This window comes from Streptomyces lasalocidi (assembly GCF_005280215.1).
GTDB classification, from domain to species: domain Bacteria; phylum Actinomycetota; class Actinomycetes; order Streptomycetales; family Streptomycetaceae; genus Streptomyces; species Streptomyces longwoodensis.
In genome coordinates this window covers 1,720,289-1,734,360 of the sequence record NZ_SZNQ01000001.1, presented here as the reverse complement: position 1 = coordinate 1,734,360, position 14,072 = coordinate 1,720,289, and the positions used below count along the sequence as shown (strand labels likewise).

Genomic DNA, 14,072 nt, shown 5'->3' with positions numbered 1-14,072 from the left:
TTGTGGGCGACGCCCACCCTCTTTTATAGTCGAGCTGACCATTAAAGGGGGTGGGCGGGGTGGGCGGTGCGCTCCCGCACGACGAGCACGGCACCTGCCGCGACTATGACAAGCACGCCCACGAGCCCTTCGCCGTCACCGTCGACCTCGCCGTCCTGACCCTGCGCGCGGGCACGCTGCACGTGCTCCTCGTCGAGCGGGGCCAGGAGCCCTACGCCGGCCGCTGGGCCCTGCCCGGCGGCTTCCTGCTGCCCGACGAGTCCGCCGAGACCGCCGCCCGCCGCGAACTCGCCGAGGAGACCGGCCTCGCCGACGTCCGCGGACTGCGCCTGGAGCAGCTGCGCACCTACAGCGAGCCCGGCCGCGACCCCCGGATGCGTGTCGTGTCCGTCGCGTTCACCGCGCTGCTCCCCGACGCCCCCGAGGCGCACGGCGGCGGCGACGCGGCCCGGGCCCGCTGGGTCCCGTACGACGACGCCCGGGCGCTGGCCTTCGATCACGACCGGATCGTGGCCGACGCCAGGACCCGGATCGGCGACCGGCTGGAGAACACCTGCGCCGCCACCGCGTTCTGCCCGCCCGAGTTCACGCTCGGCGAGCTCCAGCAGGTCTACGAGGCGGTGTGGGGCACCCCCCTGGACCGCCCCAACTTCCGGCGCAAGGTGCTCGCCGTGCCCGGCTTCGTCGCCCCCGTGCCGGGCGCCGCGCGGCTGACCGGCGGCCGCGGCAAACCGGCCGCGCTCTACCGCGCGGGACCCGCCGCGACCCTCCACCCGCCCCTCCTCCGACCGCAACGGGAAGGACGCCCGACATGACCGACGCGACCCTCGGCGACCAGCGCGCCGCCACCGGAACCCTGCTGGGCCTCGCCCTGGGCGACGCCCTCGGGTTCCCGACCGAGTTCAACGACGTGCCGTCGATCATCGCCAAGTGCGGCCCCTGGCGGGAGATGGAGCTGCCGCGGAAGGCGTTCGTCTCCGACGACACCCAGATGGCCCTCTCGGTCGCCCGCGCGCTGCGCACCGCCATGGACCGCGGCGTGCTCGGTCCCCGGGGGCTGGAGGGGCCGCTGCGCGAGGAGTTCGTGGAGTGGTACCGGTCCCCGGACAACAACCGCGCCCCCGGGCGCACCTGTCTCACCGCGTGCTCCCTGCTGGAGGAGGAGGGCCGGGCCTGGCAGGACGCCAGCCAGATCGGCTCCAAGGGCTGCGGCGCCAACATGCGGGTGGCCCCGGTCGGCATCGTGCCGGGACTGAGCGACGACCAGCGCGCAGGCGCCGCCCAGCTCCAGTCCGGACTCACCCACGGCCACCCGACCGCGCTCGCCGCCTCCGACCTGACCGCGCACGCCGTACGGCTGCTCGCCCGGGGCACCGCGCCGGGCGGCCTGGTCGACGCCCTGCGCGCCTATGCCCGGGACAATCGCGGGCGCTACCACCACGACTGGCTCGGCGACCTGTGGACCCGCTCCCAGGACCCCTCCCCGGAGCACTTCATCGGGCGCGGCTGGGACGAGTGCCTGCGCGTCCTGGACCGCCTGGAGGCGGCGCTGCGCAGCCCCGACCCCGAGGAGGACCCGTGCCGGGCCACGGGGGAGGGCTGGATCGCCGAGGAGGCGCTGGCCACCGGCCTGCTGTGCTTCCTGCTGTTCCCCGACGAGCCGGTGACCGCGCTGCGCCGCGCGGCCTGCTCCTCGGGCGACTCCGACTCGATCGCCTGTCTCGCGGGCGCCTTCGCGGGCGCGTACGCCGGTGCGGGGGCCTGGCCCGCCGCGTGGGCGGACCGCATCGAGCACGGCAGCGAACTGGTGACCCTCGGCGCCCTCTGGGACGCCTGAGCGGGCCCGTCCCGGGGCGGGTGCGCTCAGGCCAGCTCGATGGAGTCGCCCTGGACGGTGATCCGCTCCGCCGGCAGGGGCCTGGTCGCCGGGCCGCCCGCCACCGAACCGTCGGTGATGCGGAACTCGCTCCCGTGGCAGGGGCAGTTGATGGTGCCGTCCGCGACCGTGGCCACCGTGCAGCCCTGGTGGGTGCAGATCGCCGAGAACGCCTTGAACGCGCCCCGGTCGGGCTGGGTGACCACGACCTTGCGGTCCGCGAAGACCTTGCCGCCGCCCACCGGGATCTCGGACGTCCTCGCCAACGTGCGGCCGCCGGAGGCGCCCGCCGAGGGCGCCCCCTCGGACGAACCGCCGGACGAACCGCCGGACGAGCCGTCGCCGCCGGACCCGCCGCCGCACCCGGCGGCCAGGGCTGCCGCGCCCGTGGCGAGGAGGACCGTACGGCGGGGAGCGGGGTGGGTCATGTCGTCACTCCGGGGATCGGGGAACCAGGAACCGGACCGAGCCAGGCGCGCCACCATCAGACGCGCCACCATCAGAGCGGACGCCGTACCCGACGTAAAGGGGGCGTACGGGTGCATTCCCTCCCGAAGCGGTCGACGGGGGTCTCCCGGCCGTCTCACCGGGCGGGCGGCCCGCGCCCGGCGGCCGGTGGCTGACTACGCTGGACGACGCGAAGCGATCAGCACGTCAGCAAGGAGCAGCATCGTGGCGGTACGAGCGGTCCGGGGAGCCGTCCAGCTCGAGCGGGACGAGGCCGGGCACATGGACGAGCAGGTCGGCGCGCTGCTCACCGCGCTCCTGGAGCGCAACGGCCTGACCGCCGACGACCTGATCAGCATCTGGTTCACCGCCACCCCCGACCTGCACAGCGACTTCCCGGCGGCCGCCGCCCGCAAGCTCGGCATCGTCGACGTCCCGCTGATCTGCGCCCAGGAACTCGACATCGAGGGCGCCATGCCCCGGGTGGTGCGCATCCTCGCCCACGTCGAGTCGGACCGGCCGCGCTCCGACGTCGCCCACGTCTACCTCGGCGCCGCGGCCGCCCTGCGCAAGGACATCGCCCAGTGAGGACCGCACTCGTCATCGGCACCGGGCTGATCGGCACGTCCGTCGCGCTGGCCCTCGCCCAGCGCGGGGTCGTCGTCCACCTCGACGACCACGACCCGGAGCAGGCCCGCACGGCCGCCGCGCTCGGCGCCGGCACCGAGGAGCCGCCCGCCGGGGCCGTCGACCTCGCGGTCGTCGCCGCGCCGCCCGCCCACGTGGCGTCCCTGCTCGCCGACGCCATGACGCGGGGCGTGGCCCGCGGCTACCTGGACGTCGCCAGCGTCAAGGGCGGCCCGCGCCGGGAGCTGGAGGCGCGGGGCCTGGACCTGTCGGCGTACATCGGCACCCACCCGATGTCGGGCCGCGAGAAGTCCGGTCCGCTGGCCGCGACCGCGGACCTGTTCGAGGGGCGCCCCTGGGTGCTCACCCCCACTCGGGACACCGACACCGAGGTGCTCAACCTGGCGCTGGAGCTGGTCTCGCACTGCCGGGCCGTGCCGGTCGTGATGGACGCCGACGCCCACGACCGGGCCGTCGCCCTCGTCTCGCACATGCCCCACCTGGTCTCCAGCCTGGTCGCCGCCCGCCTGGAGCACGCCGAGGAGTCGGCGGTACGGCTGTGCGGCGGGGGCATCCGGGACGTGACCCGGATCGCCGCGTCCGACCCCCGGATGTGGATCGACATCCTCTCCGCGAACCCCGGGCCGGTCGCCGACCTGCTCTCCGACGTGGCCGCCGACCTGGACGGCACCGTGCGGGCGCTGCGCGCGCTGCAGTCCTCCGACGAGGACAAGCGGGGCGAGGGCGCCGCCGGGATCGCGGAGGTGCTGCGGCGCGGCAACGCCGGCCAGGTCCGGGTGCCCGGCAAGCACGGCTCGGCGCCGCGGGCCTACGAGGCCGTCGTGGTGCTCATCGACGACCAGCCGGGGCAGCTGGCCCGCATCTTCGCGGACGCGGGGGCCGCCGGGGTCAACATCGAGGACGTGCGGATCGAGCACGCCACGGGCCGGCAGGCCGGACTGGTGCAGCTGATGGTGGAGCCGAAGGCCGCGCCGGCCCTGTCCGCGGCGCTGCGGGAGCGGGGCTGGGCGCTGCGCCAGTAGGCCGGGCGCCCACCCGGGGCTGGAAAGAGGGGGCCGCGCGCCCGGTAACCTGGTGCGGGGTGCCCTCGCGTCCCGCACCCGCCCACCACCTCGCACCAGGAAGGTGTCCCCCCGTGGAAAACGGCGCCGCCCAGCCCGTGATTGTCGCCATCGACGGCCCCGCCGGCACGGGCAAGTCGAGCACGTCGAAGGCCGTGGCCACGCAGCTGGGCCTGAGCTACCTCGACACCGGGGCCCAGTACCGGGCGATCACCTGGTGGATGGTGACCAACGGGATCGACGTCGAGGACCCGCACGCCGTGGCCGCCGCGGCCGGCAAGCCGGAGATCATCTCGGGCACCGACCCGGCCGGCCCCACGATCACCGTGGACGGCGTCGACGTGGCGGGCCCGATCCGCACCCAGGAGGTCACCTCCAAGGTCAGCCTGGTCAGCGCGGTGCCCGAGGTCCGGTCCCGGATCACCGAGCTCCAGCGGGCCGTGGCGGCCGGCGCCGAGCGGGGCATCGTCGTCGAGGGCCGGGACATCGGCACCACGGTGCTGCCCGACGCCGACCTGAAGGTGTTCCTCACGGCCTCCCCGGAGGCCCGGGCCGCGCGCCGCAGCGGCGAGCTGGGCCGGGGCACCGACGTGCGGGCCACCCAGGAGGCGCTCGTCGCGCGGGACCGCATCGACTCCAGCCGCAAGACGTCCCCGCTCGCCAAGGCGGACGACGCCGTCGAGGTCGACACCACCGAACTCACCCTGGACCAGGTCGTCGAGTGCGTGGTGACCCTCGTCGAGGAGAAGCGGGCCGGGAAGTGAGCGGACCCTCCCTGCCCTCGGAGCGGGGCGCAGAGGTCGGGCGGCGCATCGGCGTCGGCCTGATGTACGGGCTGTGGAAGCCGCGGGTGCTCGGCGCCTGGCGGGTGCCCGCCACCGGCCCGGTGATCCTCGCCGTCAACCACTCCCACAACATCGACGGACCCATGGTCATGGGCGTCGCGCCCCGGCCCACCCACTTCCTGATCAAGAAGGAGGTGTTCGTCGGCCCGCTCGACCGCTTCCTGACCGGCATCGGCCAGGTGGAGGTCGACCGCTCCACCGCCGACCGCACGGCGATCAGCCGGGCGCTGGCGGTGCTGGAGGGCGGCGGCGTCCTCGGGATCTTCCCCGAGGGCACCCGCGGCGAGGGCGACTTCGCCTCGCTGCGCGCCGGGCTCGCCTACTTCGCCGTGCGCAGCGGGGCGCCGATCGTGCCCGTGGCCGTGCTGGGAAGCTCCGGGCGCGGCGGACGGCTGGTCAAGGCACTGCCCCCGCTGCGCAGCCGGGTCGACGTGGTCTTCGGCGACCCGTTCCAGGCGGGCGACGGCTCCGGGCGACGCACCCGCAAGGCCCTCGACGAGGCCACCGAACGCATCCAGAAGCAGCTCGGGGAGCACCTGCACCACGCCAGGCGCCTCACCGGGCGCTAGGCGACACTGAGTAGTGGATCACCCGGGCACACACCCGGGCCGGTCCACCGATCACCACGAAGGAACGACGAGGTACGCACTTCATGAACGACCAGAACCAGCCCGGCGACTCGGCTGAGCACGAGTACGACCACGGGGCTCTCGGCGACGCCGAGTACGCGCAGTTCATGGAGCTCGCCGCGGAAGAGGGCTTCGACGTAGAGGACGTCGAGGGCGCGATCGAGGAGGCGGGCCACGGCCCGCTGCCCGTCCTCGCCGTCGTCGGCCGCCCCAATGTCGGCAAGTCGACCCTCGTCAACCGGATCATCGGGCGGCGCGAGGCCGTCGTCGAGGACAAGCCGGGCGTCACCCGCGACCGCGTGACCTACGAGGCCGAGTGGGCGGGCCGCCGCTTCAAGGTCGTCGACACCGGCGGCTGGGAGCAGGACGTCCTCGGCATCGACGCCTCCGTGGCCGCCCAGGCCGAGTACGCGATCGACGCCGCCGACGCCGTCGTCTTCGTCGTGGACGCCAAGGTCGGCGCCACCGACACCGACGAGGCAGTCGTCCGGCTGCTGCGCAAGGCCGGCAAGCCGGTCGTGCTGTGCGCCAACAAGGTGGACGGCCCGAGCGGCGAGGCCGACGCGTCCTACCTGTGGAACCTCGGCCTCGGCGAGCCGCACCCCGTCTCCGCGCTGCACGGCCGCGGCACCGGCGACATGCTCGACGCCGTCCTGGAGGCGCTGCCCGAGGCCCCGGAGCAGAGCTTCGGCACCGCCCTCGGCGGCCCGCGCCGCGTCGCCCTGATCGGCCGTCCGAACGTCGGCAAGTCCTCGCTGCTGAACAAGGTGGCCGGCGAGGAGCGCGTCGTCGTCAACGAACTCGCGGGCACCACCCGCGACCCGGTCGACGAGTTGATCGAACTCGGCGGCAAGACCTGGAAGTTCGTCGACACGGCCGGCATCCGCAAGCGGGTCCACCTCCAGCAGGGCGCCGACTACTACGCCTCGCTGCGCACCGCGGCCGCCGTCGAGAAGGCCGAGGTCGCGGTCATCCTGATCGACGCCGCCGAGAACATCTCGGTGCAGGACCAGCGGATCGTCACCATGGCGGTCGAGGCGGGCCGCGCGATCGTCGTGGCCCTCAACAAGTGGGACACCCTCGACGAGGAGCGCCGCTACTACCTGGAGCGGGAGATCGAGACGGAGCTGGGCCAGGTCGCCTGGGCCCCGCGCGTGAACGTCTCGGCGCGCACCGGCCGGCACATGGAGAAGCTGGTCCCGGCCATCGAGACGGCCCTGGCCGGCTGGGAGACCCGGGTGCCGACCGGCCGGCTGAACGCCTTCCTCGGCGAGCTGGTCTCGGCCCACCCCCACCCGGTCCGGGGCGGCAAGCAGCCGCGGATCCTGTTCGGCACGCAGGCCGGCACGAAGCCGCCGCGGTTCGTGCTCTTCGCCTCCGGCTTCATCGAGGCGGGCTACCGGCGCTTCATCGAGCGGCGCCTGCGCGAGGAGTTCGGCTTCGAGGGCACCCCCATCCACATCTCGGTGCGGGTGCGCGAGAAGCGCGGCGGGAAGAAGAAGTGACCGGCCGGGCGACCGGCTGAGTGACGACGGAGGGGCGGCCCCTGGGGGCCGCCCCTCCGTCGTGTTCGTCGTGCGGTGTGCGCCTCAGTAGCCCCGGCGCGGTGCCGGCGGGAGCGCCGCCGGCACGGGGGTCATCCCGGTGTGCGCGTGCTGCTGGCCGAGCGTCCCGACCCGCTGCCAGCCGCTCCCCGGGGCCTGCTGCCCGAGGCCCCGGCGGGCGCTCTGCGCGCCCGCGCTGTAGGCGCCGTAGGAGCTGCTGAACGACCCGGGCCGGGGCGTCTCGTCGTACGGGTCCGTGCCGTGCGGGAGGCTCCCGAAGGCGGTGAAGCCCAGCTCGTCCTCCCCGCTGCGGTCACCCGGCAGCGCGCGGAAGGACCTGACGTACTCCGCGTAGAGCGCGTCGTAGATCGGCGTGGCCGAGGCCCCGCCGGAGGAGTCCTGACCCGGGCGGGCGGAGGGGATCGACGGGAGGGGCGGGCGGCGGGGGGAGTCGTATGCGTGCACGTAAGTCCAAACGACCGGCCGCGGGAAGGGATGCGGTGACCGGGCCGCTCACCTGCGGGGGGAGCGGGTCACGTGCCCGCCAGGGGCAGTGCCGCGGCGACCAGCTTGCCGTTGGCCGCGGCCTTGTCGAGCGCGTCGCGCAGCAGGTCCTCGCGCGGCTGGCGCCCGATCGAACCCACCGGGGCCGCGAACATCAGTACCTGCTGGTGCTTGTGGGCGGCGGTCCGCCAGCCCTCGGTCACCTGGAGCGGGTGGTGCGCCTGCCACCAGGCCACCGGCTGGCCGCCGTCGGGGCCGGGCTGGAGCACGGCGTGCAACTGGCCCATCGCCACCAGCACCGACCACCCGTGGCGGACCGGCGGCGCCTCGGTCAGCTCGGTGACCGGCAGGAAGCCCTGCTCGATGAGCAGCGGAAGGAAGTCGTCGCCGGCGCCGGTCGCGCCCGGCCGGACGATCGGCGCGGTCGGCTCCACGACCAGCGCGGGGTGCAACTCGCCCGCGATCAGCACGAGTCCGCTGGTCACGCCGAGCACGGCCTGCTCGGGCACGACCTTCTCCGGCCCCAGGTCGCCGCCGTCGCCGCCGATGGACCGTACGGCGCCCCGCAGTTGCTCCTCGGTGACCTGGACGACCTGGGAGGGCAGACAGGTGGCGTGGGCGAAGGCGAGGACGGCGGTCTCGTCCCCGATGAACAGGACGGTGCTGGTGCGCTCGTGCTCGGAGTCGCCCGGGGTGCGGCAGGACGTGCAGTCGTAACTGCCCGGGGCGTTCTCTCCGGCGAGCAGCCGGTCGGCTTCTTCGTCGCCGATCTCGGCGCGTACCTCGTCGCTGACGTCGAGCATGCGCGGCACGGGTGGCTCCCTCGGATGCGGTGCGGTGACGGGCCGGGTGGCTCCCCGGCCCATGAAGAAGACAACGGGCGACCTGTGGCGGGAGTCACGCGGTCCGACGAACGGAATGGAACCCTCGGACGCACTCGGTCACGGAACGAACGGAACAGGACACACACCGTCAGATCACGGGGCGGTCACGGCCTGCGGTTCCGTGAACTGACTCACAGTTTGCCGGAGTTGGGAGCCGACATGTCGGGACAACCAGGGGCAGAGCGACTGGCGTGATGCGATTGCTACCCCTGGTAACTCCGAACTGGCCTGCGGAAACGGGGATTTGGTTGATAACGAACCGTCAGCATCCCTAGATTGCTCCGCCGTGTGCAACGAGCACCGCTCGGGTACGTCCACCGGCCGCGCAGAGCCAGACACCACGCAGCACCACCGCCGGCGGACGGGACGGAGCACGGCGACCGCGTTCCCTGCGCGGCCGGCGCGCCCCGTTCAGGGGGAGCCCGGGTCAGCAGAGAGGGATGTACATGTCCGAGTGTGCCGATACCACCCGCGAGAACACCCGCGTCACCGGCAACAAGACGCGTACGACGGCGGTCCTCGCCGGGGCGGCGCTGCTCGCCCCGCTGGGACTGCTGGCCGCGACCGGCAGCGCCGACGCGGCGGACAGCGGGGTGTGGGACCGCATCGCCCAGTGCGAGAGCGGCGGCAACTGGCACATCAACACCGGCAACGGCTACTACGGCGGGCTGCAGTTCTCCGCCTCCACCTGGCGCGCGTACGGCGGCACCGCGTACGCCGCGACGGCCGACGGGGCCACCAGGAGCCAGCAGATCGCCGTCGCCACCAAGGTCCAGGGCGCCCAGGGCTGGGGCGCCTGGCCGGTGTGTTCCGCACGGGCCGGAGCGTCCGGCGGCGCACCCGCCGGGACGGCGTCCACCGGGTCGGGCTCCTCGACGACGACGTCGAAGGGCGCCGGGGAGCACCACACGCGGCAGAACAGCGCCCCGTCGCAGAACACCACGACGCGCAAGAACACCACGACGCGCAAGAACACCACGACGCGTAAGAACACCACGACGCACAAGAGCGCCCAGGCGGCCGAGCGGTCCGCCGTGCCCGCCTCGCGCGGCGCGTCCCGCGGTGACTACACCGTCCGCCAGGGCGACACGCTGAGCACCATCGCCGCCGCCAACGGCACCACCTGGCAGCGCCTGTACGCCGCCAACCAGGCCGTCGTCGGCGGTGACCCCGATCTGATCGTGCCCGGCCAGCGCCTCCTGTTCTGAGCCGGAGGCCCCGGCGCGCACGCACCGCGGTGCGCGGGCCCCGCCCGGTCCGTCGACCGGGCGGGGCCCGCCCGCACCCGGGCACGGGCGCCCACCGCCCGCCCGCGCCCGGCTGGCAGACTCGCCCCATGCTGGAGACCTCCGCCCGACTGCTGCGTCTGCTCTCCCTGCTCCAGGCCCACCGGGAGTGGTCCGGCGCCGAGCTGGCGCAGCGGCTCCGGGTCACGCCGCGGACCGTGCGGCGGGACGTGGAGCGGCTGCGGGAGCTGGGCTACCCCGTGCACGCGAGCCCCGGCACGGGCGGCGGCTACCAGCTGGGCCCGGGTGCCGAACTCCCGCCGCTGCTGCTGGACGACGACGAGGCCGTCGCCGTGGCCGTCGGGCTGCGCACCGCGGCCGGGCAGGCCGTCGAGGGCATCGGCGAGACCTCGGTGCGGGCGCTGGCGAAGCTGGAGCAGGTGCTGCCGCACCGGCTGCGCCGCCGGGTGGGCGCGCTCACCGAGTTCACCGTGCCGATGGCGCGCGCGGCGCAGCCGGCCGCCGTCGACCCGGCCGTGCTCACCGAACTCGCCCACCTGTGCCGGGACGCCGAGCGGCTGCGCTTCGCGTACACCGGCGCGGACGGCACCGGGACCCGCCGTACCGTCGAACCGCACCGCCTGGTGTGCAGCGAGCGCCGCTGGTACCTGGTCGCCTGGGACGTCGAGCGCGCCGGCTGGCGGACCTTCCGGGTGGACCGCATCACCCCGAAGCCGCCGCACGGGCCGCGCTTCGAGCCGCGCGAGCCGCCGGCCGAGGACCTCGCCGCGTACGTCGCGGAGGGGGTCTCCACGCGCGTGTACGCCGAGCAGGCCACCGTCCGGCTGCTGGTGCCGCTGGAACGGGCCGCCGAGCGGATCTCCCCGTCCGCCGGGACGCTGCGGGCCGACGGACCGGACGCCTGTCTGCTGCGCACCGGGGCGGGCAGCCTCGACGTGATGGTGATCCACGTGATGATGATGGGCTTCCCCTTCGAGGTGCTGGATCCGCCCGAGCTGATCGAGGCGCTCCGGCGGGCCCGGGACCGGCTCGACGACGCCTTGGCCCGCACCGGAGGGGCGTCCGGTCCGCCCCCGGCCGAGGGGTCCGGCTAGCGGATCGGCCCGCAGGTGTGGCGCGCTGCGCGGAGGGCATACGGAGACGGTGTGCGGAAGCCGTGTATTTCTCATGCGCCGTCGGCTTCCGCCCACCGGCGTGTCCGGATACCGCCCGGAGGGTAAAGCGGAGGGTTACCGAGGGTTCTTCGGTAAGGCACCCGCGCGTTATTCGAGAAGCCGCTCCGGCCCCCGGGGAATTACGTTCGAATAGGGGGAGACGGCACGCCGAGTTGCCGTCCGGAGTGACGGAACGCGGTCCGACCAGGACCGGGACGCTGTGACAGAAGTGTGACAGGAGTGGCCCAGGGGGTCCGGCGGCACCGGCGCGGGCTTCCGGCTCCGGGCCCGGCGGCCTAGCGTGGCCGTATGGCACCCATTCCCACGCCCCCGGCGGAGCCCCACGACAGCACGGACGCCTACGTCGGCCTGGAGGCCGAGCGCGCCGAACGGCTCGCGCGCGAACGGGGGTGGTCGACGGTGCGCACACTGCCGCCCGGGGCGATCATCACCATGGAGTACCGCGTGGGTCGGCTGAACTTCGAGGTGCGCGACGGCCGGGTGGGCCGCGCCTGGAAGGGCTGACCCCGTACCGCCCACCGCACGGCGCACGACGAAGGCCCCGGTTCCGCGTGAGGAACCGGGGCCTTCGCTGCGGGGCCGGGGGTGTGCGTACCGGTGGGTCCCGCCGTTGTTCCGGCCGGTCAGCCGCCCGTCAGGGGCCGGGACGCCGAGGCGGCCGCACCGCGCGGCAGACGGTCCGCGTGCGGCGGGCGGCGGCTGCCGACGGGGGTGACCGGGGTGCGCTCCGAACGGCCGCTGTGCGGGCCCGGGGCCAGGTACGCGGGCGGCCGGGGCGCCCGGGCCGCGGTGACCGCCTCCCGGGCGGCCGCGGCCTCGTCGTCCTGCGACGCGGCCGGGCGGGCGGCGAGCGGTACCTGGACGGGGACCGGGGCGGCGGGTGCCGGGACCGGGACGGGGCGGCGGGAGCGCCAGCGGTCGCGCAGGTCGAGGAGGCCGTCCTCGGCGCGGGCGATGGCCGGCTCGCACCAGGGCAGCGCCAGCAGCACCAGCAGGCCCGCGGCCCAGCCGAGCAGCACGTCGCTCAGCCAGTGCGTCCCGAGGTAGACGGTGGCCAGGCCGACGCCGAGCGAGGTGACCGCGGACAGCGCGGACAGCCAGCGGCGGGCCCGCGGGGTGGAGGCCAGATAGGCCAGGATGCCCCAGGTCACGACCGCGTTGGCGGTGTGGCCGCTGGGAAATATATCGCCGCCCAGGCCCATCTCGTTCGAGCCGATCGTGGTCGCGTAGTGCGGGCCCAGCCGGCCCATGCCGATCTTCGCGGCGCCGACCGTGACGTTCAGCAGGAGCAGGGAGGCGCCCAGGGTGAGCAGCGGGCGCAGGGTGTGCTGGCGCCAGGAGCGCCAGCCGAGCCAGGCGGCCACCATCACGGCGGTCGGACCGCGCTGGCCGAGGACCACGTAGTAGTCGACGAACCAGTGGATGCCCGACCACTGCTGGTACGGCCGGAAGAACATGACCTGCCAGTCGAGGCGGACCAGCCAGGACGTCGTCACCACGAGCCACACGATCGCCAGGTAGAAGCCCAGGGTCGCGGACAGCAGCGCGACCCTGTGCCGGCTCATCCTCGGCACATCGAGGTGGGCCGGGCGTTCCGGCTCGCGGTCGAGCCTGGCGAACACCCGGTCCAGACGGGTGAGGTTTCGTTCGGTACGCACCCAATCGACGCTACAGCGAGTGAGCTCGCATCTCCGTCGAATCCACGGGTTTGTGATGACGATGTGATGTGGGATTGCTCTCAGGGAGCCGGATAATTCTTGAGGAATGACGGTCGCAGAATGTGCTTCCCTTTATTTCCTTTGATCATTCCGGCTCGAGTTGCGAGGGGATGTCAAGTGGTGTTAAACGCAGGTCGGTCTCGAATTCACGGAGGACCGGAACCGTTCAGCCACCACGCTCCGTACACCGCCGAGGCCACCGCCGCACCCGCCGTGACCAGCGCCGCCCCGCGCGTCCGCAGCCGGGCCAGGGCGCGGGCGAGCGGGAAGAGCAGCGGGAACGCCGGCAGCAGCAGCCGCGGCTTGGAGCCGAAGTAGCTCGACGCGCACAGCGCCAGCGCGAGCACGACCCCCGTGTACACCAGCAGCGCGAGCGGCTGGCGCTGCCGCACACCGACGACGTACAGCAGGATCAGCGCGGCCACGCCCGCGATCAGGCCGAGACCGGCGAGCGCGCCCGGCAGGGACGTGAACTTGTCGGCGACGAAGCCGGCGAACGCCCGCCCGCCGTCGAAGCCGTTGCGCCAGCCGGCCTGGACGTCGAGGTAGCCGAAGGGGCCCCCGCCCGTGCGGTGCCCGACCCACAGGACGTAGCCCGCCGCGCCGAGCGGGGCCAGGGCGAGGCCGGCGGCCCGGCGCGCCGCGCCGGGGGCGCGCTCGCCGCGCGGGAACAGGCCCGCCGCCCACACGGCCACCACGACCGCCAGGCCGACCGGGCGGGTCAGGCCGCACAGCGCGGCCAGGACACCCGCCGTCACCCAGCGGCCGGTCAGCACCGCGTACAGCGACCAGGCGGCCAGCGCCGTGAACAGCGACTCGCTGTACGCCATCGACTGCACGATCCCGACCGGCAGCACCGCCCACAGCAGGACGGCGCACACCCCGGCCCGACGGCCGTACAGCCGGTCCGCGACCGCGAAGATCCCCCAGGCCGCCGCGAGCGAGGCCAGGAGCGAGACGGTGAAACCGGCGTCGGCGTACGACAGCGGGGTCGTCGCGTGCAGCAGCCGCTCCAGCCAGGGGAGCAGCGGGAAGAACGCCAGGTCGGAGTGGACGTCGCCGTTCGGCAGCCGCACCTCGTAGCCGTAGCCCCGCTCGGCCACGCGCACGTACCAGATCGCGTCCCACCGGGCCGTCAGCAGCTTGTACGCGCTCGTGTCGCGCGCGGCGCTCCACAGGGCCAGCGTCAGCAGGCCCAGGGCCCGTACGGCGGCGTACCCCAGGAGCGCCGGAGCGGCCCGGAGCGTCCTGGGGGCGCCCGGCGGGGCCACGCGCGTCTCGAGATCGGTCACGGGCTCGATTATCGACGCGGACGAGGGTCGGAAAGGCGTCCGTGGAGTGGCGCACACCACACCGCCGCCCGCGGAGTCTGAGAGGTCCGCCACGTGACCCCCGCGTCGACTCGCGTACGCTGCCCTCACCTGCCGTTCGTCCGCGCGGGCCGGGGACCACCGCTCCTCCCCGGCCGAGCCACGGGGCGTCCCCACCCCGCGA

General features: G+C 74.3%; 15 protein-coding genes. 10 read left to right on the top strand and 5 right to left on the bottom strand.

Annotated features, from left to right (window positions below; genetic code table 11):
* The first annotated feature begins 59 nt into the window (after positions 1-59).
* Both E4U91_RS07740 and E4U91_RS07735 read left to right on the top strand, forming a co-directional pair.
* The gene (locus E4U91_RS07740; protein ID WP_137306144.1) at positions 60-815 is read left to right on the top strand and encodes an NUDIX hydrolase; all 756 of its coding nucleotides are present in this window, start codon (positions 60-62) and stop codon (positions 813-815) included.
* On the top strand, positions 812-1,837 hold the full coding sequence (locus E4U91_RS07735; protein ID WP_137306143.1) for an ADP-ribosylglycohydrolase family protein: 1,026 nt from the start codon (positions 812-814) through the stop codon (positions 1,835-1,837). The genes E4U91_RS07740 and E4U91_RS07735 overlap by 4 nt, the downstream gene beginning before the upstream one ends.
* A 26-nt stretch (positions 1,838-1,863) precedes the next feature.
* Here E4U91_RS07735 and E4U91_RS07730 read toward each other — a convergent pair whose 3' ends face one another.
* Positions 1,864-2,304, bottom strand: coding sequence for a Rieske (2Fe-2S) protein (locus tag E4U91_RS07730; protein ID WP_137306142.1), 441 nt, complete (start codon positions 2,302-2,304; stop codon positions 1,864-1,866).
* A 244-nt stretch (positions 2,305-2,548) separates the two neighbouring features.
* On the opposite strand from E4U91_RS07730, the gene aroH reads away from it, so the two are divergent.
* The 5 genes from aroH (at position 2,549) to der (ending at position 7,011) form a co-directional block, all read left to right on the top strand.
* Positions 2,549-2,911 (top strand): chorismate mutase, encoded by a 363-nt coding sequence (aroH, locus tag E4U91_RS07725; RefSeq protein WP_137306141.1) that lies wholly within the window; start codon positions 2,549-2,551, stop codon positions 2,909-2,911.
* The gene (locus tag E4U91_RS07720) at positions 2,908-3,993 is read left to right on the top strand and encodes a prephenate dehydrogenase (protein WP_137306140.1); all 1,086 of its coding nucleotides are present in this window, start codon (positions 2,908-2,910) and stop codon (positions 3,991-3,993) included. The genes aroH and E4U91_RS07720 overlap by 4 nt, the downstream gene beginning before the upstream one ends.
* A gap of 113 nt (positions 3,994-4,106) precedes the next feature.
* A complete protein-coding gene (cmk, locus tag E4U91_RS07715; RefSeq protein ID WP_137306139.1) occupies positions 4,107-4,796 on the top strand; it encodes a (d)CMP kinase in 690 nt (229 codons plus the stop codon).
* Positions 4,797-4,858: 62 nt separating this feature from the next.
* Positions 4,859-5,446, top strand: coding sequence for a lysophospholipid acyltransferase family protein (locus E4U91_RS07710; protein WP_137310714.1), 588 nt, complete (start codon positions 4,859-4,861; stop codon positions 5,444-5,446).
* Positions 5,447-5,529: 83 nt separating this feature from the next.
* Entirely contained in the window at positions 5,530-7,011 is a 1,482-nt protein-coding gene (gene der, locus E4U91_RS07705) for a ribosome biogenesis GTPase Der (RefSeq protein ID WP_137306138.1), read from the top strand.
* A gap of 84 nt (positions 7,012-7,095) precedes the next feature.
* Here the strand turns inward: der and E4U91_RS07700 are convergent, their stop codons facing one another.
* Together E4U91_RS07700 and E4U91_RS07695 are read right to left on the bottom strand one after the other, a co-directional pair.
* A complete protein-coding gene (locus E4U91_RS07700; protein ID WP_137306137.1) occupies positions 7,096-7,515 on the bottom strand; it encodes a hypothetical protein in 420 nt (139 codons plus the stop codon).
* A gap of 68 nt (positions 7,516-7,583) precedes the next feature.
* Entirely contained in the window at positions 7,584-8,366 is a 783-nt protein-coding gene (locus E4U91_RS07695) for a hypothetical protein (RefSeq protein ID WP_137306136.1), read from the bottom strand.
* 518 nt (positions 8,367-8,884) lie between these two features.
* Between E4U91_RS07695 and E4U91_RS07690 the strand changes: the two genes are divergently transcribed.
* The 3 genes from E4U91_RS07690 to E4U91_RS07680 all read left to right on the top strand — a co-directional run bounded on the left by E4U91_RS07690 (position 8,885) and on the right by E4U91_RS07680 (position 11,364).
* A complete protein-coding gene (locus tag E4U91_RS07690; RefSeq protein WP_137306135.1) occupies positions 8,885-9,646 on the top strand; it encodes a LysM peptidoglycan-binding domain-containing protein in 762 nt (253 codons plus the stop codon).
* A 128-nt stretch (positions 9,647-9,774) separates the two neighbouring features.
* Positions 9,775-10,779, top strand: a complete 1,005-nt coding sequence (locus tag E4U91_RS07685) for a helix-turn-helix transcriptional regulator (protein ID WP_137306134.1) — start codon at positions 9,775-9,777, stop codon at positions 10,777-10,779.
* Positions 10,780-11,148: 369 nt separating this feature from the next.
* The gene (locus tag E4U91_RS07680; protein WP_137306133.1) at positions 11,149-11,364 is read left to right on the top strand and encodes an I78 family peptidase inhibitor; all 216 of its coding nucleotides are present in this window, start codon (positions 11,149-11,151) and stop codon (positions 11,362-11,364) included.
* A 119-nt stretch (positions 11,365-11,483) separates the two neighbouring features.
* Here the strand turns inward: E4U91_RS07680 and E4U91_RS07675 are convergent, their stop codons facing one another.
* Both E4U91_RS07675 and E4U91_RS07670 read right to left on the bottom strand, forming a co-directional pair.
* A complete protein-coding gene (locus E4U91_RS07675) occupies positions 11,484-12,518 on the bottom strand; it encodes a phosphatase PAP2 family protein (RefSeq protein ID WP_137306132.1) in 1,035 nt (344 codons plus the stop codon).
* A 206-nt stretch (positions 12,519-12,724) separates the two neighbouring features.
* A complete protein-coding gene (locus tag E4U91_RS07670; protein WP_137306131.1) occupies positions 12,725-13,870 on the bottom strand; it encodes a mannosyltransferase family protein in 1,146 nt (381 codons plus the stop codon).
* Between the last annotated feature and the right edge of the window lie 202 nt (positions 13,871-14,072).

Coding starts and splice junctions, on each gene's coding strand:
- E4U91_RS07690 (WP_137306135.1), top strand. CDS start 8,885: ATGTCCGAGTGTGCCGATACCACCCGCGAGAACACCCGCGTCACCGGC.
- E4U91_RS07685 (WP_137306134.1), top strand. CDS start 9,775: ATGCTGGAGACCTCCGCCCGACTGCTGCGTCTGCTCTCCCTGCTCCAG.
- E4U91_RS07730 (WP_137306142.1), bottom strand. CDS start 2,304: ATGACCCACCCCGCTCCCCGCCGTACGGTCCTCCTCGCCACGGGCGCG.
- E4U91_RS07680 (WP_137306133.1), top strand. CDS start 11,149: ATGGCACCCATTCCCACGCCCCCGGCGGAGCCCCACGACAGCACGGAC.
- E4U91_RS07735 (WP_137306143.1), top strand. CDS start 812: ATGACCGACGCGACCCTCGGCGACCAGCGCGCCGCCACCGGAACCCTG.
- E4U91_RS07710 (WP_137310714.1), top strand. CDS start 4,859: ATGTACGGGCTGTGGAAGCCGCGGGTGCTCGGCGCCTGGCGGGTGCCC.
- der (WP_137306138.1), top strand. CDS start 5,530: ATGAACGACCAGAACCAGCCCGGCGACTCGGCTGAGCACGAGTACGAC.